This is a genomic window from Dryocola baronae (assembly GCF_051297175.1).
In the GTDB taxonomy this organism is placed as follows: Bacteria; Pseudomonadota; Gammaproteobacteria; order Enterobacterales; family Enterobacteriaceae; genus Dryocola.
This window is the reverse complement of the sequence record NZ_JBINNY010000001.1, coordinates 2,295,532-2,316,932: the sequence shown is the minus strand read 5'-3', so window position 1 is coordinate 2,316,932 and position 21,401 is coordinate 2,295,532. Positions and strand designations below refer to the sequence as shown.

Here is a 21,401-nt window from a genome sequence, read left to right as displayed (position 1 = left end):
GTCGTTATGGCGGCTAATACACCACAAAAAATCACGCTTTGGGAGTTTTTTCAAAACCTTGGCAAAACCTTTATGCTGCCGGTGGCCCTGCTATCGTTCTGCGGCATTATGCTTGGCATCGGCAGCTCGTTAGGCAGCCATGATGTTGTCACCCTTCTGCCCGCGTTGGGCAACCCGATTTTACAGCTTCTCTTCGGCTGGATGAGCAAAGTTGGCTCGTTTGCCTTTAGCTTCCTGCCAATTATGTTCTGTATCGCCATCCCTCTAGGCCTGGTGCGCGAGAACAAAGGCGTTGCGGCGTTCGCCGGTTTCGTTGGCTATGCGGTAATGAACCTTGCGGTCAACTTCTGGCTGACCGTGAAAGGGATCCTGCCAACCACCGACGCGGCCATCCTGAAAGCCAATAACATCCAGAACATTCTGGGTATTCAGTCTATCGACACCGGTATTCTGGGCGCGGTTATCGTCGGCGTGATTGTCTTCATGCTGCACGAGCGTTTCCACAACGTGCGTCTGCCTGATGCGCTGGCCTTCTTCGGCGGCACCCGTTTTGTGCCTATTATCACCACGCTGGTGATGGGCGTTGTGGGTCTGCTTATTCCGCTTATCTGGCCAGTGTTTGCGGTTGGGATCAACGCGCTTGGCAACATGATCAACAGCGCGGGCGTGTTTGGCCCGATGATCTTCGGTACCGGCGAACGTCTGCTGCTGCCATTCGGCCTGCACCACATTCTGGTAGCGTTAATTCGCTTCAGCGATGCCGGTGGCACCATGGACGTCTGCGGCCACAGCGTCAGCGGCGCGCTGACCATCTTCCAGGCACAGCTGAGCTGCCCAACGGTGCACGGCTTCTCTGAAAGCGCAACCCGCTTCCTGTCACAGGGTAAAATGCCTGCCTTCCTGGGCGGTCTGCCTGGCGCTGCGCTGGCGATGTACCACTGTGCTCGCCCGGAAAACCGTCATAAAATTAAAGGCCTGCTGATTTCCGGCGTTATTGCCTGCGTGGTTGGCGGGACGACCGAACCGCTGGAATTCCTGTTCCTGTTTGTGGCTCCGGTACTGTACGTTATCCACGCCCTGCTGACCGGCCTTGGCTTCACGATTATGGCTGTTCTGGGCGTCACCATTGGTAACACCGACGGCAACATTATCGACTTCGTGGTGTTTGGTATCCTGCACGGTCTGTCCACCAAGTGGTACTTCGTGCCGGTGGTTGCGGCAATCTGGTTTGCGGCCTACTACTGCATCTTCCGCTTCGCGATTACCCGCTTCAATATCAAAACCCCCGGTCGCGATATCGAAACGGCAGGCAGCGTAGAGAAAGCGGTCGTCGGTCAGGTTGGCAAATCCGGTTACAATGTCCCGGCGATGCTGGCAGCGCTCGGCGGCGCGGAGAATATCGTTTCTCTGGATAACTGCCTCACCCGCCTGCGTATGTCGGTAAAAGACATGTCGTTGGTTGACAGCGCCGCGCTGAAAAACCTCCGCGCAATCGGCGTCGTACAGCTTAACCAGCACAACCTGCAGGTGGTGATTGGGCCGCAGGTCCAGTCGGTTAAAGATGAAATGGCAGGCCTGATGGGTACCGCTCTGGCATAAACAGCGGGCACCGTGGTGGATGGCGGCGACGTTTATCCACCCTTCAACCGTAACGGGCACTGCGGTGCCCGTTTTTGCGAGGTTCTATGTTCGATTTTTCAACGCCGGTCGACCGTCACGGCACGTGGTGTACCCAGTGGGACTACGTGGCAGACCGCTTCGGCGCGGCTGATTTGCTCCCCTTCACTATCTCCGATATGGACTTTCCGACCGCCCCGGTCATTCTCTCCGCGCTAAGCCTGCGCCTAAGCCACGGCGTCCTCGGCTACAGCCGCTGGAAGAATGACGATTTTATCGGCGCCATCGCCCACTGGTATCAAAAGCGCTTTAACAGCGTTATCGATCCCGAAAGCGTGGTTTACGGCCCGTCGGTGATTTACATGGTTTCACAGCTGGTGCGTCAGTGGTCTGAACCCGGCGACGCGGTGCTTATCCACACGCCTGCTTACGACGCGTTTTATAAAGCGATAGAAGGCAATAAGCGCCGGGTGCTTAGCGCACCGCTGCAAAACACGGCGGCTGGCTGGGTGTGCGATATGGCCCATCTTGAAATGCAGCTCGCGAAACCTGAATGCAAAATCATGCTGCTTTGCAGCCCGCAAAACCCAACCGGCAAAGTGTGGTCGCGCGAAGAATTAGAAACCATGGCCGATCTGTGCGAACGCCACGGCGTGCGCGTAATTAGCGATGAAATCCATATGGATATGGTTTGGGAAGGCCACCGGCACACGCCGTGGAGCGAAGTGGGGAAAGGCGCCTGGGCGCTGCTGACATCGGGTTCGAAGAGCTTCAACATCCCGGCGTTGACCGGTGCCTACGGGCTGATTAGCGATGAAGGCGACCGCCAGGGCTACCTTAGCGTACTGAAAGGTCAGGACGGTCTTTCATCGCCTGCTGTTCTTGCGCTGGTTGCCCACATCGCGGCCTATCGCGAAGGCGAAGCCTGGCTTGATGCTCTGCGGGCCTATCTGCAGGACAATCTGCAGTACGTGGCCGACACGCTTAACGGTGAGTTTGCGCAACTCAACTGGCAGCCGCCGCAGGCAACCTATCTGGCCTGGATCGATCTTCGCCCGCTGGGCCTTGATGATAAAGCGCTGCAAAAAACGTTAATCGAGCAGCAAAAAGTCGCCATCATGCCGGGGTATACCTACGGCGAGGAAGGTAACGGCTTTATTCGATTGAACGCAGGCTGCCCGCGCAGCAAGCTCGAAGACGGGGTGAAACGCCTGGTCGCCGCGATTAAATCGCTGCAATGACGCAACGGGGAGGCAACTCCCCGAATTATTGCGCAACTTAATTCTTGTCGGCAGATAGCATTTTACCCATGAATGTTTTTATAATGTGGCGCACTTTAATCAAAAAAAGAGTGCGACCATGATTGATACCACCCTGCCGTTAACCGATTTGCACCGCCACCTTGATGGCAATATTCGTGCTCAAACCATCCTTGACCTCGGCCGCCAGCATAATCTTGTGCTCCCGGCTTCCTCAATCGAATCCTTAATTCCGCACGTTCAGGTTGTAGATACCGCACCTGACCTGGTGAGCTTCCTGCAAAAGCTGGACTGGGGCGTGAAGGTTCTGGCAACGCTTGATGCCTGCCGCCGCGTGGCGTGGGAAAACATCGAAGATGCCGCCCGCAACGGCCTGCACTACGTCGAACTGCGTTTCTCGCCGGGCTACATGGCGATGAGCCACAACCTGCCGGTGGCGGGCGTGGTTGAAGCCGTGATTGCTGGCGTGCGCGAAGGCTGCCGCGACTTTGGCGTGGAAGCCCGTTTGATTGGCATCATGAGCCGTACTTTTGGCGAAGCGGCCTGTCAGGCCGAGCTGGACGCCCTGCTCGCCCACCGCGATGAAATTACCGCGCTGGATCTGGCGGGCGACGAGCTTGGCTTCCCCGGCAGCCTGTTCTTAAACCACTTTAACCGCGCGCGTGACGCCGGCTGGCGCATTACCGTTCACGCAGGTGAAGCGGCCGGTCCGGAAAGCATCTGGCAGGCTATTCGCGAGCTGGGTGCCGAGCGTATCGGCCACGGCGTTAAGGCGATTGAAGACCTCGCGCTGATGGATTTCCTGGCGGAGCAAGGTATCGGCATCGAGTCCTGCCTGACGTCCAATATTCAAACCAGCACGGTCGCGACGCTTGATAAGCACCCGCTGGTGAAATTCCTCGAACATGGCGTACTGGCGACGATCAACACCGACGACCCGGCGGTTCAGGGGATCGACATCGTTCACGAATATACCGTTGCGGCCCCTAAAGCGGGCCTGAGCGCGGCACAGATACGTACCGCGCAGGAGAATGGTTTAAAAATTGCCTTCCTGAGCGAGGCGGAAAAGCAGGCGCTGCTGGCTAAAGTACGCGCTGCTTAATCCTTTAGCGGCAGCTTCAGTCAGGAAACTGATTCAAGCTGCCGTTTTTCTTTGGCGGTTTTGCGCGCATAGCGCTGCGCCAGCACCGCACACACCATTAGCTGAACCTGGTGGAAAATCATCAGCGGCAGCACCATCATTCCTACCGCACTTGCCGGGAACAGCACGTTCGCCATCGGCACCCCGTTTGCCAGGCTTTTCTTCGAACCGCAGAATACGATGGTAATTTCATCCGCCGTATTAAAGCCCAGCAGCCGCGCGGCCCAGGTATTCACCACCAGCACAATCGCCAGCAGCACGATCGAACAGCCCAGCACCGCCAGCAGCGCGATGCCGTTCACCTGATGCCAGATGCCTTCCACCACCGCCTCGCTAAAGGCGACGTAAACCACCAGCAGAATGGACGAACGGTCCGTCAGGCTGATGAGCTTTTTATGCTTGTCGACCCAGCGGCCAATCAGCGGGCGCGACAGGTGCCCAATCACAAACGGCACCATCAGCTGCATGATGATTTTGCCGATGGCGTGCAGCGTGTCCGTCGAGCCTTCCTGGGTGTTCATCAGCGCGCCAACCAGCACCGGGGAAAGGAAAATGCCAAGAATGCTGGACGCGGAAGCGCTGCACACCGCGGCCGCCACGTTGCCGCCGGCGACGGAGGTAAAGGCAATCGCCGACTGCACGGTGGCGGGCAGCGCGCAAAGGTACAGGAAGCCCATATACAGCGGCTGGTTGAGAATCGCAGGCGACAGAAAGCCCATCGCCAGGCCAAGCAGCGGGAAAAGCGCAAACGTGCTGAGGAAAACGACCAGATGCAGCTTCCAGTGGCCCATCCCCGCGACTATCGCCTCGCGGGACAGCTTAGCGCCGTGCATAAAGAACAGCAGCGCGATGGCCGCCGTCGTCAGGTACTCAAACCCGGTCTTAACGATGCCTTCACAGGGAAACAGCGAAGCCACGACCACCACGGCAATCATCACCAGCAAAAAATTATCGATTTTCAGACGTTGCAACCAACCCATTGCTTACCCTTTATTCTTATTTAGCGAGCCGAAAACGAAGAACCCGGCTCGACAAATTGAGCCGGGTATGGCGATTAACACATCAGGACAGGTTTAGCGTCGCGCGCTTTTTCGACGACTCCATGCCCAGCTCAATCAGCTCCATAACCTGAATCGCCTGCGCGGCGGGAACCGGGTTTTCACCGTGGCCGGTCAGCGCGTCGCGGATACCGGCATAGTAGGCAGGATAGTTGCCCGGTACGGTAAGCAGCGTCTGCTCTGCCATGACTTCGCCCTGCGCAAGCGTCAGCACGCCGTCGCGCATATCGTATCCCCAGTCTTCCTGCGGCAGGCGTTCACCCGCTTTCAGGCGATCTTCCTGCGGGTCGAGGCCGTACTTGATGTAGCTTCCGCGCGTGCCGTGAACGATGTAGCGAGCGGATTCGGCGGCGGCAAGCAGCGAACCGTGCAGCACGACGCGGCGCTGCGGATAGGCCAATACGGCATGGAAATAATCCGTGGCCTGCGCGCCCGGCCGCAGCTGGGCTAAATCGACCGTCAGGCTGACCGGCAGGCCAAAGAGATTAATGGCCTGATCGAGAAGGTGCGGCCCCAGATCGTACCAGATGCCGCTCCCCACGCCCGCCTGCTCGCGCCAGCGGTCACGTACCTGTGGGCGAAAGCGATCAAAGTGCGATTCGAAATAGGCCACTTCGCCAAGCGTGCCGTCGGCGAGCAGCGCCTTCAGCGTGAGGAAATCGCTGTCCCAGCGGCGGTTGTGGAATACCGAAAGCAGCAGGCCGCGGCTTTTCGCCAGAGCGTCCAGCTCGCGAGCCTGTGACAGTGTCACGGTAAAGGGCTTATCGACCACCACGTGCTTGCCCGCCTCAAGCGCGGCTTTCGCCAGCGGGAAGTGGGTATCGTTTGGGGTAGGAACCACAATGAGGTCAATATCAGGATCGTTAAACAGATGATGCGGGTCAGAAACCACCGTCATGTTCGGCCAGTCGGTGTGAACCTTTGTCTCGTCGCTGCTGGATACGGCCGCAAGCTCCATCCCCGGCGTGCCAACAATGAGCGGCGCATGGAAAGTCTTACTGGCGTAACCGTAACCGATTAGCCCGACACGAATGTTATCACTCATTTGTATTCCTCACTTTTATGGACACCTCATTTGACACCATCCCCTACAGTGTAACAACAGGTAGTTTACTTGTTACGTTTTGGTTGAACACTTGCCAGGCACTCGCTCATGAAGCTCAAAAGTGACTCACTTCGCAAATATGTAACCGGTTTCAGAAACCGGTTGCTGCGCTTGTAAACCGTTGCCTACACTGGCTGGGTCGAGTCAACTCAAGGAGCGCAGTTATGTCAGCTTTCCCGCAGCATTTTCTTTGGGGTGCCGCTACCGCGGCGTATCAGGTTGAAGGCGGTCACGACGCCGACGGCAAAGGCCCTTCAATCTGGGATATTTTTGCCCACAAGCCCGGCACCACCTTCCAGAACACCAACGGTGACGTGGCCGTTGACCACTACCATCGCTTCCGCGAAGACGTCGCGCTGATGGCTGAACAGGGCTTGCAAAGCTATCGATTTTCCATTTCATGGCCCCGTCTTTTCCCGCAGGGTCGAGGGGCGGTCAACGAAGCCGGGGTGAAGTTTTATAGCGACCTGATTGATTGCCTGGTGGAAAACAACGTTGAGCCGATGATTACGCTCTACCACTGGGACCTGCCGCAGGCGTTGCAGGACGAAGGCGGCTGGGAAAACCGGGCCACCGCAGAGGCTTTCGTAGATTACGCCCGCCTGTGCTATACCCGCTTTGGCGACCGCGTGAAGCTGTGGTCAACGTTCAACGAAACCGTGGTATTCATCGGCCACGGCTATATTACCGGCAGCCACCCGCCGTCGGTGCGCGATCCCGCCCGCGCCATTCAGGCATGTCACCACGTTTTCGTTGCCCACGCCGGCGCGGTTAACGCATTCCGCAGCAGCGGAATTGACGGAACAATCGGCTTCGTGAACGTGCTGCAAACCCATACCCCGCTTACCGACTCGGCGGAAGATAAACAGGCCGCAGCCCTTGCTGACGGCATCTGGACGCACTGGCTTTACGATCCGGTACTCAAAGGCGAATACCCGGCCGAGCTGCTGGCGAAAACCCAGGCGCTGTGGAACGTGCCGCTGTTTGCGCCCGGCGACGAACAGCTTCTGAAAGAAAATATCTGCGATTTTATCGGCCTTAACTATTACAAGCGCGAAACGGTTGCCGCCAACCATCAGCAAACGCACCTCCAGTCGAACCACAGCGGCGAAAAAAATAGCGGCCATGAATTTGGCTTTAAAGACTTATTTAAATTTGTCCGTAATCCGCAGGGCGTTTATACCGACTGGGATTGGGAAATTTATCCGCAGGGATTAACCGACGGTATTTTGCAGATTAAAGCCCGCTATGGCGATATTCCGATTTATATCACCGAAAACGGTTTAGGCGCCAAAGATCCGATAATCGACGGCGAGGTGGTAGACGATCCGCGCATTGATTATCTTAAAATCCATATCGATGCGGTGGAAGCCGCTATGCAGCAAGGCGCGGACGTGCGCGGCTACTATCCGTGGTCGTTCATCGATCTGCTGAGCTGGCTCAACGGCTACCAGAAACAGTACGGCTTCGTGTATGTTGACCACCAGAACGGCCTTGCCCGTAGGCGTAAAAAAAGCTTCTTCTGGTATCAGGAATTGATTGCCAGCCGTGGTGAAAAACGCTGATTAATTTGCGTTAACCGCTCGGGCGCATTTATTGCGCCTGAGCAAATGCGAAGTTCTCCTGTAGAAAACTCCTAAATAATCCTTCAGTACATAATTGCGCTAAGTAAAAACCCCATCTGCGTTTATTATTCTGGCCGATCTTACGGCACAGTAAGCAAGCCAAATACTTCACGCATGGACATTCGCCCCCTATGACAGCGCAAGACTATTTAATGAAGTTCAGAAAAATTAGCAGTCTGGAAAGCCTCGAGAAATTATTCGACCACCTTAATTACAGCCTTACCGATTCTCAGGACATTATGAATATGTACCGCGCCGCCGATCATCGCCGCGCGGAGCTGGTTTCCGGCGGCCGTCTTTTTGACCTCGGATGCGTGCCTAAATCGGTGTGGCGTTACGTCGTGTAACCGCTTGCGTGTAGCATTACGCGTAAAAAGTCTTATAATCTCCCCGCCTTATCTCACCCATAAGGTACGCATATCGTTTTTTTGCACCCGGGAGGCTACATGACTACCACGCAAGCGCCGCGCATTGCAGGCTGGCTAATTGCCCCTCTCGCCTGGCTTCTGCTGACCTTGCTTAGCAGCTCCATCGCGCTGGTTATCTATTTGATGATGCTTATCTCACCGGAAAGCCATCGTTTGATGGGCGCTCAGGGGCAAAACATGGTGCTGTTCTGGTATTTCTCGGTCGCCTGCGCCATCGCCATGTGGGGTTACACCGTGTGGCTGACCATCGCGTTCTTTAAACGCCGTAAAAACGTTGTGCGTCATTACATTCTCTGGTTACTGATTTCGGTGTTGTTGGCAATTAAAGCGTTCGCTTTTTCCCCGGTCAGTGACGACCTCGCCCTACGCCAGCTGTTGTTCCCGCTGCTTGCCGCCTCGTTGCTGGTGCCTTACCTCAAACGATCGAAGCGCGTGAAAGAAACGTTTATTAATCCGTAATAACCCTATAAATGCTCCGTTGTCGGCGTTTTTAATTTCACCGATAATGGACGGCTTTTTTTGTTTCAGGTTAGAAAATGACAGATTACTTGCTGCTCTTTGTTGGTACAGTGCTGGTCAATAACTTCGTGTTGGTGAAGTTTCTTGGCCTGTGCCCGTTTATGGGCGTTTCCAAAAAACTGGAGACAGCTATTGGCATGGGGCTCGCTACCACTTTCGTATTAACGTTGGCCTCTATTTGCGCCTGGGTTATTAACGACCTGATTCTTATCCCGCTGGATTTGGTCTATTTACGTACCCTTGCGTTTATTCTGGTTATTGCCGTTGTGGTGCAGTTCACCGAAATGGTCGTCCGCAAAACCAGCCCGGCGCTTTATCGTTTATTAGGGATATTCCTGCCGCTTATTACCACCAACTGCGCGGTATTGGGCGTGGCGCTATTAAACGTTAACCTCGGCCATAATTTTCTGCAGTCCGCGCTGTACGGCTTTTCCGCAGCCGTGGGCTTTACTCTCGTGATGGTGCTGTTTGCGGCAATCCGCGAACGTATCGCCGTCTCTGACGTTCCGGCCCCCTTTAAAGGCAACTCCATCGCCTTAATCACCGCCGGGCTGATGTCACTGGCCTTTATGGGCTTCAGCGGGCTGGTGAAGTTCTGATGAGCGGCGTGTGGATTGCTATTCTTGCGATTACCCTGATGGGGCTGGTCTTTGGCCTGATCCTCGGCTACGCCGCGCGCCGGTTCGCGGTGGAGGAAGACCCCATTGTCGAAAAAATCGAAGAGCTGCTGCCGCAAAGCCAGTGCGGGCAGTGCGGCTATCCGGGCTGTCGCCCTTATGCTGAGGCCGTCGGCAACAGCGGCGCGAAGATAAACCTGTGCGCCCCCGGTGGCGAAGCCGTGATGCAAAAAATTGCTACCCTGCTTAACGTCGATCCGCAGCCTATTGAAGGCGACGCCGCGGCCGCAGCCCCGGTGCGTATGCTGGCAATCATCGACGAAGCCAACTGCATCGGCTGCACCAAATGTATTCAGGCCTGCCCCGTAGACGCCATCGTGGGCGCGACCCGCGCGATGCACACGGTGATGAGCGATCTCTGCACCGGCTGCAACCTCTGCGTTGACCCTTGTCCAACGCGCTGCATCGAACTGCGCCCGGTCGCCACCACCACGGAGAGCTGGAAATGGGATCTCCAGACCATTCCGGTACGTAACATTCCGGTGGAACAACATGCTTAATTTCTTCAAACGCTATAATAAAGACAAAATCTGGGATTTTGACGGCGGCATCCATCCGCCGGAGATGAAAACCCAGTCAAACGGCACGCCGTTGCGCCAGGTTCCGCTGCCTAAACAGCTGGTGCTGCCGCTGAAGCAGCACATTGGTGCAGAAGGCGAACTCTGCGTCAAAGCCGGCGATACCGTGCTGCGGGGCCAGCCGCTGACCAAAGGTCGCGGCAGAATGCTGCCCGTCCACGCGCCGACGTCCGGTATCGTCACGGCCATTGCGCCGCACTCCACCGCCCACCCTTCCGCCCTGGAAGAGCTGAGCGTAATTATTGAAGCCGACGGCGAAGATACCTGGTTTGAAAAAGACCCGTGGCCGGATTACACCTGCCGCAGCCGCGAAGCGCTGATTGAACGCATTCACCAGTTTGGCGTAGCCGGGCTGGGCGGTGCGGGTTTCCCGACCGGCAACAAACTGCACGGCGGCGGCGATAAAATCGACACGCTGATTATTAACGCCGCCGAGTGCGAGCCGTACATTACGGCAGATGACCGCCTGATGCAGGACTGCGCCGCGCAAATTATCGAGGGCGTGCGCATTCTGGCGCACATCCTTAAACCCCAGCGCGTGCTGATCGGCATTGAGGATAACAAACCGCAGGCTATTTCAATGCTGCGCGCGGTGCTGACCGACGCGCACGATATCGTACTGCGCGTTATCCCAACCAAATACCCTTCCGGCGGCGCAAAACAGCTTACGCAAATCCTCACCGGCAAACAGGTTCCCCACGGCGGCCGCTCGTCCGATATCGGCGTGTTGATGCAGAACGTTGGGACGGCCTTCGCGGTTAAGCGTGCGATTATTGACGGCGAACCGCTGACCGAACGCGTGGTTACGCTGACCGGTGAAGCCGTTGCCCAGCCGGGCAACGTTTGGGCACGCCTCGGCACGCCCGTTCGCCATCTGTTAGATTTCGCCGGTTTCCGACCTGGACAGGAACAGCAGGTGATTATGGGCGGCCCGCTGATGGGCTTTAGCCTGCCGTGGCTTGAGGTTCCGGTGGTGAAAATCACCAACTGCCTGCTGGCTCCGTCACCGAGCGAGATGGGCGAGCAGCCCGAAGAACAGGGTTGCATCCGCTGTAGCGCCTGCGCGGATTCGTGCCCGGCGGATCTGCTCCCGCAGCAGCTCTACTGGTTCAGCAAAGGCCAGCAGCACGACAAGGCCACGGCACACAATCTCAAAGACTGCATTGAATGCGGCGCATGCGCCTACGTTTGTCCGAGCAACATCCCGCTGGTGCAGTATTTCCGCCAGGAAAAAGCAGAGATCCGCGAGATAGAACTCGAGGCGAAACGCACCGCCGAGGCGAAGATCCGCTTTGAGGCGCGTCAGGCTCGTCTGGAACGTGAAAAAGCGGCCCGTCAGGAAAGACACAAGCAGGCGGCGGTGCAGCCGAATGCGAAAGACAATGACGCTATTCAGGCCGCCCTTGCGCGCGTGAAAAGCAAAAAAGCGCAAAGCAGCGAACCGATTATCGTCCAGGCAGGCAGCACGCCGGATAACGCCGAAATCATCGCCGCCCGCGAGGCCCGCAAAGCCCAGGCGCGAGCGAAGCAGGCTGAGAAAGCGTTGCAGGTTGAAGCCGCCGATTCGGGAGCCGTCGATCCGCGCAAGGCGGCCGTTGAAGCGGCTATCGCAAGGGCCAAAGCCCGCAAGGCGGAACAGGCTACCAGCGAGCCTGTCGCTGAATCAGAACCTGCCACGCCGGTCGATCCGCGTAAAGCCGCCGTCGAAGCAGCGATCGCTCGGGCCAAAGCCCGCAAAGCTGCACAGCAGCAGGCGACGGCAGAAGTGACCGAATCAACAGAAGAACAAGACCCAAGAAAAGCGGCTGTCGCTGCGGCCATCGCCCGCGTACAGGCACGTAAAGCCGCTCAGCAGATGGTGCCAGAGGAATAAATGGTTTTTAAAATCGCAAGCTCCCCGTATACCCATAACCAGCGCAGCACGTCGAGAATCATGCTGCTGGTTTCCTGTGCCGCCCTGCCGGGCATCGCGGCGCTGTGCTTCTGGTTTGGCTGGGGTAGCCTGATTCAGATTGCGCTCGGCATAATCAGCGCCGTCGCCGCCGAAGCGCTGGTCGTCAAGCTGCGCAAGCAGTCGCTGCGTCTTACGCTTGGCGACAATTCCGCCGCCCTTACCGGCCTGCTGCTGGGGATCAGTATCCCGCCGCTTGCGCCGTGGTGGATGATTATTCTCGGCACCGTTTTTGCGGTCATTATCGCAAAACAGCTTTACGGCGGTTTGGGGCATAACCCTTTTAACCCGGCGATGATCGGTTACGTGGTGCTGCTGATTGCCTTCCCGGTACAGATGACCTCCTGGCTGCCGCCGCAGTCCATCGCCGCCAGCGTGCCGGGCATTGCAGACGTACTGCACGTTATCTTCACCGGCCACACGTCCGCAGGCGATACCATCACGCAGCTGCGCATGGGCGTGGACGGCATCAGCCAGGCGACCCCGCTTGATACGTTTAAAACCGGCCTGCACGCGGGACATTCTCCGGCGGATTTGATGAACGCTACCATCTACAGGGGCGTGATTGCCGGCCTGGGCTGGCAGTGGGTTAACGTGGCGTTTTTAGCAGGCGGCCTGCTCCTGCTCTGGCGGCGTACCATCAACTGGCATATCCCGGTGAGCTTCCTGCTGACGCTTACGGTCTGCGCTACCCTCGGCTGGCTGTTTTCCCCTGAAAAATGCGTCTCGCCGGTGATTCATCTTTTCTCCGGTGCCACGATGTTCGGCGCGTTCTTTATTCTTACCGATCCGGTTACCGCGTCCACCACCAACCGTGGCCGCCTGATTTTTGGCGCGCTGGCGGGCCTGCTGGTGTGGCTGATTCGTACCTACGGCGGCTATCCTGATGGCGTTGCCTTTGCGGTGCTGCTGGCGAATATCACCGTGCCGCTCATTGATTACTACACCCGCCCGCGCGTTTACGGCCACCGTTAAGGAATCGTCATGCTAAAAACAATGCAAAAACATGGCGTGACCCTGGCCGTCTTTGCCGCGCTGGCAACCGGGCTGACCGCGCTGGTCAACGAGCTGACGAAGCCGACCATCGACCGTCAGGCCGCGCTGCAGCAAAAGCTGCTATTTGACCAGGTGCTGCCTGCCGACATGTACGATAACGATATTCAGCAAAGCTGTTCCGTCGTGAACGACCCTCAGCTTGGCGCGGGCGATCGCAAGATGTATGTTGCGCGCAAAGGCGACGAACCGGTTGCGGTGGTGATGGAAGTCACCGCCCCGGACGGTTATTCTGGCGCTATTCAACTGCTGGTTGGCGCGGATTTTAAAGGCACGGTGCTCGGCACGCGCGTCATCGAACATCATGAAACCCCGGGCCTCGGCGATAAAATAGAGCTGCGCCTGAGCGACTGGATCACCCACTTTTCCGGCAAAACCATTCAGGGCGCGGATGACGCGACCTGGGCGGTGAAGAAAGACGGCGGCCAGTTTGACCAGTTTACCGGCGCGACCATCACGCCGCGCGCCGTGGTTAACGCAGTGAAACGCGCCGGGCTGTTCGCCGAAACCCTGCCGCCTCGCCTGGCACAATTATCATCCTGTGGAGCACAGCCATGAGTGATGTAAAAGAAGTTATCGTTCAGGGGTTATGGAAAAATAACTCCGCGCTGGTGCAGCTGCTGGGCATGTGTCCGCTGCTGGCCGTCACCTCCACCGCCACCAACGCCCTCGGGCTGGGGCTTGCAACGACGCTTGTGCTGACGCTGACCAATGCCGCCGTGTCGGCTATCCGCCGCTGGGCGCCTGACGAAATCCGTATTCCGATTTACGTGATGATCATTGCCTCGGTGGTGAGCACCGTGCAGATGCTGATCAACGCCTACGCCTACGGGCTGTATCAGTCGCTGGGCATTTTTATTCCGCTTATCGTGACCAACTGTATTGTTATCGGCCGTGCGGAAGCCTTTGCGGCGAAAAACAGCGTGCCGATGGCGGCGCTGGACGGCTTTGCCATCGGCCTCGGGGCGACCAGCGCCATGTTCGTATTAGGCTCCCTGCGTGAGATTATCGGCAACGGCACGCTGTTCGACGGCGCTGACGGGCTGCTCGGCAGCTGGGCCAAAGTCCTGCGCATCGAGGTATTTCATACCGATACGCCCTTCCTGCTCGCAATGCTGCCGCCCGGCGCGTTTATCGGCCTGGGTTTGATGCTGGCGGTGAAGTACCTTATTGATGAGAAAATGAAGAAACGCCGCGCGGCTCAAAGCCTGGTGGTACAGGGAAACGTGGAGAAAGCCTAATTTGGGACAGGGAGTAGCATGAACAAAGCGAAACGGCTGGAGATTTTAACCCGCCTGCGGGATAACAATCCGCACCCGACCACGGAGCTGAACTTCAGCTCCCCTTTCGAGCTGCTGATTGCCGTACTGCTTTCCGCCCAAGCGACCGACGTCAGCGTCAACAAGGCCACGGCCAGGCTGTATCCGGTAGCCAATACCCCGCAGGCAATGCTGGATTTGGGCGTAGACGGCGTGAAGTCCTACATCAAAACCATCGGCCTGTTTAACAGCAAGGCGGAAAACGTTATCAAGACCTGCCGAATGCTGCTGGAGCTGCACAACGGCGAGGTTCCAGAGGACCGCGCGGCGCTTGAAGCGCTGCCGGGCGTGGGGAGAAAAACCGCGAACGTGGTGCTCAACACGGCTTTTGGCTGGCCGACTATCGCGGTTGATACCCATATTTTCCGCGTCTGTAACCGTACAAACTTTGCCCCCGGTAAAAATGTCGAACAGGTCGAGGACAAACTGCTTAAGGTTGTGCCCGCCGAGTTTAAGGTCGACTGCCACCACTGGCTGATTTTACACGGCCGCTACACCTGCATCGCCCGCAAACCACGCTGCGGCTCCTGCATCATTGAAGATCTTTGTGAATTCAAGGACAAAGTCGAACTCTGATTACCCAGGCCCGTCGGAAACACGGCGGGCGAAAACCCCTCTTTTCACATGCCTTTCAGAAAGATATCAATTTACAACGGTTTGTTTCGTAACCCTTCCCGTAAGATTTATTTCATTTGGTGAATAACCGTCTCAGCAGGTTAATCGTTTTTTTACGATAAGAATTTTCTATAAATATGTGATGCAGATCACCCTGATAACACCATGTTAAATTTTGGTCATTTAATTGTCGATAAATCATGGCGATCGTGATTAATACGGAACCTTAAGCAATACATTAAACTGGATGTTTCTTAATGACTGGCCCATATCACTACCTTTGCGATTAAACAGCAGAACATATCTCTAAATGTCAGCCTTATGCCTACCCTGAAAGATATTTGCTCGGTAAAGATTGAATTCTTAAAATTTAACGCTGAATAACAAATGGCGGAAAAGAGCATTATCCGGCCTCGGATATATGTAACAGAGTATTACAAACCCCTTGCCTGACGTCGCTATATAGTGAACATTACCCGCCGTTTCCCCCTCCCTTAATAACAATAAAGTGAAAGTCACAGGGCTTCACGCTTATAAAACTCCTGTTAAAGTGGGATGTAAAAAAAGAGGTATATGTGTCGACTGCAAACAATAAACCAGCAGAAAGCGTCAGCCTGAACGCTTTCAAACAACCAAAATCGTTCTATCTGATTTTCTCTATCGAACTGTGGGAGCGTTTTGGTTACTACGGCCTGCAAGGCATCATGGCCGTTTACCTGGTCAAAATGCTGGGTATGTCCGAAGCGGACTCCATCACGCTGTTCTCCTCATTCAGCGCCCTGGTCTATGGCCTTGTGGCTATCGGCGGCTGGCTGGGTGATAAAGTTCTCGGCACCAAACGTGTCATTATGCTCGGTACGATCGTACTGGCTATCGGTTATGCGCTGGTCGCGTATTCCGGGCACGACGCCGCTGTAGTTTATATGGGTATGGCGACAATCGCCGTCGGTAATGGCTTGTTCAAGGCTAACCCGTCTGCCCTGCTTTCTACCTGCTATGAGAAAGATGACCCGCGTCTTGATGGTGCATTTACCATGTACTACATGTCCATCAACATCGGTTCCTTCTTCTCTATGCTGGCAACGCCATGGCTCGCCGCTAAGTTCGGCTGGAGCGTGGCGTTCTCGCTAAGCTTTGTGGGTATGCTGATTACGCTGGTTAACTTCATGTTCTGCAAGAGGTGGGTCAAAGACTACGGCTCCAAGCCTGACTTTGCACCGATTCACTTCGGCAAGCTGATCGCTACTATCGTCGGCATTGTGGTTCTGGTTGTTATCGCCACCTGGCTGCTGCACAACCAGGGCATCGCGCGCATGGTTCTGGGCGTTGTTGCTCTTGGCATCGTGTTTATCTTTGCTAAAGAAGCTATCGCTATGAAAGGTTCGGCTCGTCGTAAGATGATCGTTGCTTTCGTGCTGATGATGCAGGCTATCGTCTTCTTCGTGCTGTACAGCCAAATGCCGACTTCCCTGAACTTCTTTGCTATCCGTAACGTTGAGCATGCCATTTTAGGCATCACGTTCCAGCCGGAGCAGTTCCAGGCGCTTAACCCATTCTGGATCATGATTGGTAGCCCGATTCTGGCGGCCATCTACAACAAGATGGGTGACCGTCTGCCAATGCCGCACAAGTTCGCCATCGGTATGGTGCTGTGCTCCCTGGCGTTCCTCGTGCTGCCGCTGGGTGCCAAATTCGCCTCTGACGCGGGTATCGTTTCCGTAAGCTGGCTGATTCTGAGCTACGCGCTGCAGAGCATCGGCGAGCTGATGATTTCCGGTCTGGGCCTGGCAATGGTTGCACAGCTGGTTCCACAGCGCCTGATGGGCTTCATCATGGGTAGCTGGTTCCTGACTACCGCTGGCGCGGCCATCATCGCGGGTAAAGTTGCAAATCTGATGGCGGTACCTGAGAACGTGACCGATCCACTGCAGTCTCTGGCCGTTTACGGACACGTGTTCATGCAGATTGGTATTGTTACCGCCGTTATCGCCGTGCTGATGTTTGCAGTCGCGCCAAAACTTAACCGCATGACGCAGAGTGACGAAGGCGACGCCGCCAAGAAAACCGTCACCGCATAATGTAGCGGGAAACGTTTGATTTATAGCCGTTGGGTTCACGCTCAACGGCTTTTTTTTTACCTGCGGGGGGACTAACATAAGGTATCTTAGCGCCCACTGGAGTGTCGTAATGAAACTGTATTATAAAGCTGGTGCCTGTTCCCTCTCCCCTCATATCATCCTGCGCGAAACCGGCGTGGACTTCTCGCTGGTAAAAGTCGACCTTGCCGCAAAGAAAACCGAAGAGGGTGATGACTATCTTGAGGTCAACGCCAAGGGCCAGGTTCCTGCGCTGCTGCTTGACGACGGTTCACTGCTTACCGAAGGCGTTGCCATCGTGCAGTTCCTTGCGGATAAAGTGCCTGACCGCCAGCTTCTTGCCCCGGCCGGTAGTATGACCCGTTACCACACGCTGGAATGGCTCAACTATATTGCTACCGAGCTGCACAAAGGCTTTAGCCCGCTGTTTAACCCGGCCACTCCGGACGAATTCAAGGCGATAACGCGTAAAGCGCTGGAGAAAAAATTCCACTACGTGAACGAAGAGCTGAATGATAAACAGTGGCTGATGGGCCTGCGCTTTAGCGTGGCGGATGCCTACCTGTTTACCGTGCTGCGCTGGGCGCAGGCGCTGAAGCTCGAGATTGGCGATCTCAAGAATATCGAAGCGTTTATGGAACGAATGAAGGCGCGCCCGGCGGTTGCGGCGGCGCTGGCTGCCGAAGGGATTTAGAGCGTTTTGTCGGGTGGCGCTTGCGCTTACCCGACCTACGGAACACGGTGCGAATTGTGTCGGGTGGCGCAACGCTTACCCGACCTACGGAATACAGTGCGAATTGTCTCGGGTGGCGCTTGCGCTTACCCGACCTACGGAACACGGTGCGAATTGTGTCGGGTGTCGCTACGCTTACCCGACCTACGGAACTGCGGAATCATCATATTTAGTGTAGGGCGGATAAGCGCGAGCGCCATCCGCCTTTTTTATTACAGCGCAACGGCCGTAAAGAAGTGCTCAGGCCTCGCAATACCGTCCTGGGCTGCCACCAGCTGTAGCTCGTACTCGCCCATCTTTTTCGTCACCACCATAATGTCGTAAACCGCTGCGGTGACGTGCTCCAGCGCTTCGCGCAGGCTGGCCCCCTGTAGCAGCTTAACCAGCAGCAGGCCGCTGGTGACGTCGCCCACGCCAACCGGCTGTCGTTCGCCGAAGTCGACCAGCGGGCGGTGGATGTGCCAGGCTTCCTGCGCCGTGACCAGCAGCATTTCAAAACGATCCTGCTGCATAGCGGCTCGGGCAAGGTGCTTCACGAGCACGATTTCCGGCCCCTGCGCGATAAGCTCGCGGGCGGTGCTTACCGCTTCTTCAACGGTATTCACCGGATGGCCGCTTAAAATCTCAAGCTCAATCAGGTTTGGCGCGATGATGTCGCTTGCTGGCATAGCGTAACGCGTATGGAACTCTGAGACGCCCGGTGCAACGATGCAGCCCTTTTCAGGATGCCCCATGACCGGATCGCAGAAATATTTCGCATTCGGGTTAGCAGCCTTCACCTGACGCACGATAGAGAGGATATGCTCGCCCTGCTCGGCTGAACCAAGATAGCCGCTCAGCACCGCATCACAGCGCTGCAGCTGGCCGATATCGGCAATGCCCTGCACGATGTCGCTCAGGTGGCTGGCTGGCATCACGCTGCCGGTCCATTTCCCGTACTGGGTATGGTTAGAAAACTGTACCGTATTCAGCGGCCAGACGTTGGCGCCCAGTCGGCGCATCGGGAATTCGGCGGCGCTGTTGCCCGCGTGACCGAATACCACATGAGACTGGATGGCGAGGATGTTCTTCATAGTGCGACCCCGGTGGAACAACAACTGTTGTGTTTTTGTGGCAAAAATAAAGGGCGCGGATTGTGCATCCAGCGCCCTTCTGGTCTTTCTTAATTACTTCCAGCAAACGAGGCAGTAGTTTTTCTTACCCCGGCGCAGCAAGGTATAGCGATTGAACAGAATGTCGCTATCGGCAAAGGTATATTCCGGGTCGGCCTGCTTTTCACCGTTGATGGTGATCGCGTTTTGCGCAATGGTTTTACGCGCCTGACCGCGGGAAGGCTGAAGCTCGGAATCCACCAGCGCCTGCTGGAGATCGGCACCGCGTTCCAGTTCAACCATCGGCACGCCGTCCTGGGCGAGCTGCGCAAAGTCAGCTTCCGTCAGATCGCTCAGGTTACCGTTAAACAGGCTGCTGGTGATGCGTTTCGCCGCCACCAGGCCTTCTTCGCCGTGCACCAGACGCGTCACCTGCTCGGCCAGCACGAACTGGGCGCGAGGCGCGCTACCGCTATTTTTGTCTTCTTCTTCCAGAGCGTTGATCTCTTCAAGGCTCATGAAGGTGAAGAACTTCAGGAAGCGATACACGTCGGCATCGGCGGTATTAATCCAGAACTGGTAGAACTTGTACGGGCTGGTTTTCTTCGGATCGAGCCACACCGCGCCGCCTTCGGTTTTGCCGAACTTGGTGCCGTCAGACTTGGTGATCAGCGGAACGGTCAGGCCGAACGCCTGCTGCTGATGCAGACGGCGGGTCAGGTCGATACCGGAGGTGATGTTGCCCCACTGGTCGGAACCACCGATTTGCAGCACTACGCCATGCAGCTTGTTCAGGCACGCGAAGTCATAGCCCTGCAGCAGATTGTAGGAGAACTCGGTAAAGGAGATGCCCACGTCGTCGCGGTTCAGGCGCTGTTTTACCGCCTCTTTGTTAATCATCTGGTTAACAGAGAAGTGTTTGCCGATGTCACGCAGGAACGTCAGCACGTTCATATCGCCAAACCAGTCGTAGTTGTTCGCCGCAATCGCCGAGTTTTCACCGCAGTCGAAATCGAGGAACGGTGCAACCTGACGGCGAATTTTTTCAACCCACTCCTGCACCGTGTCTTCGGTGTTGAGCTTGCGCTCCACGGCCTTGAAGCTCGGGTCGCCGATCAGGCCCGTTGCGCCACCGACCAGTGCAACCGGCTTGTGGCCCGCTTCCTGGAAACGTTTCAGACACAGCAGTGGAACCAGATGGCCCAAGTGCAAGCTGTCGGCGGTAGGGTCAAAGCCGCAATAGAGCGCGATTGGCCCTTGCGCCAAACGCTGCGCTAACGCTTCCTCGTCCGTTACCTGAGCCACCAGGCCCCGCTCTTGCAATTGTTTTATCAAATTGATGCTTGCCATCAAATTCTCCATGTATATACGACTGCACCTTTGCCGGTACACGGCTTTTCGCCTTGTGGCGAAAGGAGTTAATTTCTAAGGGGACATAGAATAAAGCGCCAGCCCACGGAGTACCAGCGCTTAAAACAATAATTCCAGGCGTTAAGGGGCGAGGCGGTCTATTTTCCAGGCATCGCCTTCACGCTGGTATAAAAAGCGATCGTGCAGACGATGTTCGCCGCCCTGCCAGAACTCCATCTGCTCGATGGAAACGCGGTATCCACCCCAGAAGCTCGGCAATGGAACTTCGCCCTGCTGGAATTTCTGCTTCAGTTCGAGGAATTTGCTTTCCAGAATACCGCGCGCGGAGATACGGCTGGACTGCTTAGACACCCATGCGCCAATCTGGCTGTCGCGCGGGCGGCTGTGGAAATATTTCATCACTTCAAGCGTGGAAAGACGTTCTGCTGTCCCCTGCACCATCACCTGGCGGTCGAGCATATGCCACGGGAAATGCAGGCTGATGCGCGGATTGGTTTCCAGGTGATGCGCCTTGCGCGAGCCGAGGTTGGTGTAGAACACCAGGCCGCGCTCGTCGAAATGCTTGAGCAGCACGATGCGCTGGTACGGCTGACCGGTTTCGTCAACCGTTGCCACCACCATCGCCGTGGGATCGGCTAATTTGGCTTCGCAGGCCTGGGCAAGCCAGCGCTCAAACAGGTCGAGAGGCCTGTCGGTGAGATCGTGGCGGCGCAGGCCACCCTTGGTGTATTCACGGCGCAGATGCGCGATCTGCTGCAAAGAGTCGTTATCAGACATGGCGTTACGTCAGGCTAGAGTCAGGTGGAGCTATTGTGCGCTCCACCCTGAGAAATCTCAACGCTGGGGATTTTGTAACTGGCAATTATTAAGCACGACGGTGTCTTTGCGATACACGGTCGCGGTGTCGCCTTTAGACCAGAATACGTACACGCCGTCGGTATAGCGCGCGCCGGATGCTGACAGGCCCTGAGTCAGCGACAGCATGTCGTTATCGTAAACGAAGTTGACCATCTGCTTATCGTTATTGAGCGTCACGGTGAGCGGCTTTTCGTCGCACTGATACTGCAACGTATCGGTATGCATCCGCTCAACGAAGCCGTTGTAATAGCTACAGCTGGCAAGCAGTAAAGGAAGGGTGGCAACCAGTAGTTTTTTCATCTGCGTA

The 21,401-nt window shown here is 56.3% G+C and carries 21 protein-coding genes; 15 read left to right on the top strand and 6 right to left on the bottom strand.

What is annotated here, in order from left to right; all coding sequences use genetic code 11:
- The first annotated feature begins 6 nt into the window (after positions 1-6).
- From malX to add, 3 genes are all read left to right on the top strand, one after another.
- Positions 7-1,599 (top strand): maltose/glucose-specific PTS transporter subunit IIBC, encoded by a 1,593-nt coding sequence (malX, locus tag ACSPHG_RS10930; RefSeq protein ID WP_435953487.1) that lies wholly within the window; start codon positions 7-9, stop codon positions 1,597-1,599.
- A gap of 86 nt (positions 1,600-1,685) precedes the next feature.
- Positions 1,686-2,858, top strand: coding sequence for a MalY/PatB family protein (locus ACSPHG_RS10925; RefSeq protein WP_435953486.1), 1,173 nt, complete (start codon positions 1,686-1,688; stop codon positions 2,856-2,858).
- Between the two features lie 118 nt (positions 2,859-2,976).
- On the top strand, positions 2,977-3,978 hold the full coding sequence (gene add, locus ACSPHG_RS10920) for an adenosine deaminase (protein WP_435953485.1): 1,002 nt from the start codon (positions 2,977-2,979) through the stop codon (positions 3,976-3,978).
- 20 nt (positions 3,979-3,998) lie between these two features.
- Here add and ACSPHG_RS10915 read toward each other — a convergent pair whose 3' ends face one another.
- A complete protein-coding gene (locus ACSPHG_RS10915) occupies positions 3,999-4,997 on the bottom strand; it encodes a bile acid:sodium symporter family protein (protein WP_435953484.1) in 999 nt (332 codons plus the stop codon).
- Positions 4,998-5,079: 82 nt separating this feature from the next.
- Positions 5,080-6,120 (bottom strand): oxidoreductase, encoded by a 1,041-nt coding sequence (locus ACSPHG_RS10910; RefSeq protein ID WP_435953483.1) that lies wholly within the window; start codon positions 6,118-6,120, stop codon positions 5,080-5,082.
- 224 nt (positions 6,121-6,344) lie between these two features.
- Here ACSPHG_RS10910 and ACSPHG_RS10905 point away from each other — a divergent pair, with 224 nt between their 5' ends.
- The 12 genes from ACSPHG_RS10905 to gstA all read left to right on the top strand — a co-directional run bounded on the left by ACSPHG_RS10905 (position 6,345) and on the right by gstA (position 17,735).
- A complete protein-coding gene (locus tag ACSPHG_RS10905) occupies positions 6,345-7,745 on the top strand; it encodes a GH1 family beta-glucosidase (protein ID WP_435953482.1) in 1,401 nt (466 codons plus the stop codon).
- A 191-nt stretch (positions 7,746-7,936) separates the two neighbouring features.
- Complete coding sequence (gene ydgT, locus ACSPHG_RS10900; RefSeq protein ID WP_435953481.1) at positions 7,937-8,152, top strand: transcription modulator YdgT; 216 nt, start codon at positions 7,937-7,939, stop codon at positions 8,150-8,152.
- A 99-nt stretch (positions 8,153-8,251) separates the two neighbouring features.
- Positions 8,252-8,692 carry a DUF2569 domain-containing protein gene (locus tag ACSPHG_RS10895; RefSeq protein WP_435953480.1) on the top strand — a complete coding sequence of 147 codons (441 nt, stop codon included), beginning with the start codon at positions 8,252-8,254 and terminating at the stop codon, positions 8,690-8,692.
- 77 nt (positions 8,693-8,769) lie between these two features.
- Positions 8,770-9,351 (top strand): electron transport complex subunit RsxA, encoded by a 582-nt coding sequence (rsxA, locus tag ACSPHG_RS10890; RefSeq protein WP_435953479.1) that lies wholly within the window; start codon positions 8,770-8,772, stop codon positions 9,349-9,351.
- Complete coding sequence (rsxB, locus tag ACSPHG_RS10885; RefSeq protein WP_435953477.1) at positions 9,351-9,929, top strand: electron transport complex subunit RsxB; 579 nt, start codon at positions 9,351-9,353, stop codon at positions 9,927-9,929. Before rsxA ends, rsxB begins: the two co-directional genes overlap by 1 nt.
- Complete coding sequence (gene rsxC / locus ACSPHG_RS10880; RefSeq protein WP_435953475.1) at positions 9,922-11,880, top strand: electron transport complex subunit RsxC; 1,959 nt, start codon at positions 9,922-9,924, stop codon at positions 11,878-11,880. The genes rsxB and rsxC overlap by 8 nt, the downstream gene beginning before the upstream one ends.
- A complete protein-coding gene (gene rsxD, locus ACSPHG_RS10875; protein ID WP_435953474.1) occupies positions 11,881-12,933 on the top strand; it encodes an electron transport complex subunit RsxD in 1,053 nt (350 codons plus the stop codon).
- A gap of 9 nt (positions 12,934-12,942) precedes the next feature.
- Positions 12,943-13,569, top strand: a complete 627-nt coding sequence (rsxG, locus tag ACSPHG_RS10870) for an electron transport complex subunit RsxG (protein ID WP_435953473.1) — start codon at positions 12,943-12,945, stop codon at positions 13,567-13,569.
- Entirely contained in the window at positions 13,566-14,252 is a 687-nt protein-coding gene (locus ACSPHG_RS10865; RefSeq protein ID WP_435953472.1) for an electron transport complex subunit E, read from the top strand. Before rsxG ends, ACSPHG_RS10865 begins: the two co-directional genes overlap by 4 nt.
- An 18-nt stretch (positions 14,253-14,270) precedes the next feature.
- Positions 14,271-14,906, top strand: coding sequence for an endonuclease III (gene nth, locus ACSPHG_RS10860; RefSeq protein ID WP_435953471.1), 636 nt, complete (start codon positions 14,271-14,273; stop codon positions 14,904-14,906).
- A gap of 614 nt (positions 14,907-15,520) precedes the next feature.
- Positions 15,521-17,023: a dipeptide/tripeptide permease DtpA gene (gene dtpA / locus ACSPHG_RS10855; protein WP_435953469.1), complete on the top strand. Its 1,503-nt coding sequence runs from the start codon at positions 15,521-15,523 to the stop codon at positions 17,021-17,023.
- 109 nt (positions 17,024-17,132) lie between these two features.
- Entirely contained in the window at positions 17,133-17,735 is a 603-nt protein-coding gene (gstA, locus tag ACSPHG_RS10850; protein WP_435953468.1) for a glutathione transferase GstA, read from the top strand.
- A 251-nt stretch (positions 17,736-17,986) separates the two neighbouring features.
- Here gstA and pdxY read toward each other — a convergent pair whose 3' ends face one another.
- The 4 genes from pdxY to mliC form a co-directional block, all read right to left on the bottom strand.
- The gene (gene pdxY / locus ACSPHG_RS10845; protein WP_435953467.1) at positions 17,987-18,847 is read right to left on the bottom strand and encodes a pyridoxal kinase PdxY; all 861 of its coding nucleotides are present in this window, start codon (positions 18,845-18,847) and stop codon (positions 17,987-17,989) included.
- A gap of 93 nt (positions 18,848-18,940) precedes the next feature.
- Positions 18,941-20,215 (bottom strand): tyrosine--tRNA ligase, encoded by a 1,275-nt coding sequence (gene tyrS, locus ACSPHG_RS10840; protein WP_435953466.1) that lies wholly within the window; start codon positions 20,213-20,215, stop codon positions 18,941-18,943.
- A gap of 141 nt (positions 20,216-20,356) precedes the next feature.
- The gene (gene pdxH / locus ACSPHG_RS10835) at positions 20,357-21,013 is read right to left on the bottom strand and encodes a pyridoxamine 5'-phosphate oxidase (RefSeq protein WP_435953465.1); all 657 of its coding nucleotides are present in this window, start codon (positions 21,011-21,013) and stop codon (positions 20,357-20,359) included.
- A 57-nt stretch (positions 21,014-21,070) separates the two neighbouring features.
- Complete coding sequence (mliC, locus tag ACSPHG_RS10830; RefSeq protein WP_435953464.1) at positions 21,071-21,394, bottom strand: C-type lysozyme inhibitor; 324 nt, start codon at positions 21,392-21,394, stop codon at positions 21,071-21,073.
- Positions 21,395-21,401: the final 7 nt, after the last annotated feature.

Excerpts from the sequence above, each read along its gene's own strand:
- pdxY (WP_435953467.1), bottom strand. The coding sequence starts at position 18,847 with ATGAAGAACATCCTCGCCATCCAGTCTCATGTGGTATTCGGTCACGCG.
- mliC (WP_435953464.1), bottom strand. The coding sequence starts at position 21,394 with ATGAAAAAACTACTGGTTGCCACCCTTCCTTTACTGCTTGCCAGCTGT.
- rsxA (WP_435953479.1), top strand. The coding sequence starts at position 8,770 with ATGACAGATTACTTGCTGCTCTTTGTTGGTACAGTGCTGGTCAATAAC.
- malX (WP_435953487.1), top strand. The coding sequence starts at position 7 with ATGGCGGCTAATACACCACAAAAAATCACGCTTTGGGAGTTTTTTCAA.
- ACSPHG_RS10865 (WP_435953472.1), top strand. The coding sequence starts at position 13,566 with ATGAGTGATGTAAAAGAAGTTATCGTTCAGGGGTTATGGAAAAATAAC.
- ACSPHG_RS10915 (WP_435953484.1), bottom strand. The coding sequence starts at position 4,997 with ATGGGTTGGTTGCAACGTCTGAAAATCGATAATTTTTTGCTGGTGATG.
- rsxC (WP_435953475.1), top strand. The coding sequence starts at position 9,922 with ATGCTTAATTTCTTCAAACGCTATAATAAAGACAAAATCTGGGATTTT.
- ACSPHG_RS10895 (WP_435953480.1), top strand. The coding sequence starts at position 8,252 with ATGACTACCACGCAAGCGCCGCGCATTGCAGGCTGGCTAATTGCCCCT.
- ACSPHG_RS10925 (WP_435953486.1), top strand. The coding sequence starts at position 1,686 with ATGTTCGATTTTTCAACGCCGGTCGACCGTCACGGCACGTGGTGTACC.
- ydgT (WP_435953481.1), top strand. The coding sequence starts at position 7,937 with ATGACAGCGCAAGACTATTTAATGAAGTTCAGAAAAATTAGCAGTCTG.
- gstA (WP_435953468.1), top strand. The coding sequence starts at position 17,133 with ATGAAACTGTATTATAAAGCTGGTGCCTGTTCCCTCTCCCCTCATATC.
- nth (WP_435953471.1), top strand. The coding sequence starts at position 14,271 with ATGAACAAAGCGAAACGGCTGGAGATTTTAACCCGCCTGCGGGATAAC.
- ACSPHG_RS10905 (WP_435953482.1), top strand. The coding sequence starts at position 6,345 with ATGTCAGCTTTCCCGCAGCATTTTCTTTGGGGTGCCGCTACCGCGGCG.
- rsxG (WP_435953473.1), top strand. The coding sequence starts at position 12,943 with ATGCTAAAAACAATGCAAAAACATGGCGTGACCCTGGCCGTCTTTGCC.
- add (WP_435953485.1), top strand. The coding sequence starts at position 2,977 with ATGATTGATACCACCCTGCCGTTAACCGATTTGCACCGCCACCTTGAT.
- rsxB (WP_435953477.1), top strand. The coding sequence starts at position 9,351 with ATGAGCGGCGTGTGGATTGCTATTCTTGCGATTACCCTGATGGGGCTG.
- tyrS (WP_435953466.1), bottom strand. The coding sequence starts at position 20,215 with ATGGCAAGCATCAATTTGATAAAACAATTGCAAGAGCGGGGCCTGGTG.
- pdxH (WP_435953465.1), bottom strand. The coding sequence starts at position 21,013 with ATGTCTGATAACGACTCTTTGCAGCAGATCGCGCATCTGCGCCGTGAA.
- ACSPHG_RS10910 (WP_435953483.1), bottom strand. The coding sequence starts at position 6,120 with ATGAGTGATAACATTCGTGTCGGGCTAATCGGTTACGGTTACGCCAGT.
- rsxD (WP_435953474.1), top strand. The coding sequence starts at position 11,881 with ATGGTTTTTAAAATCGCAAGCTCCCCGTATACCCATAACCAGCGCAGC.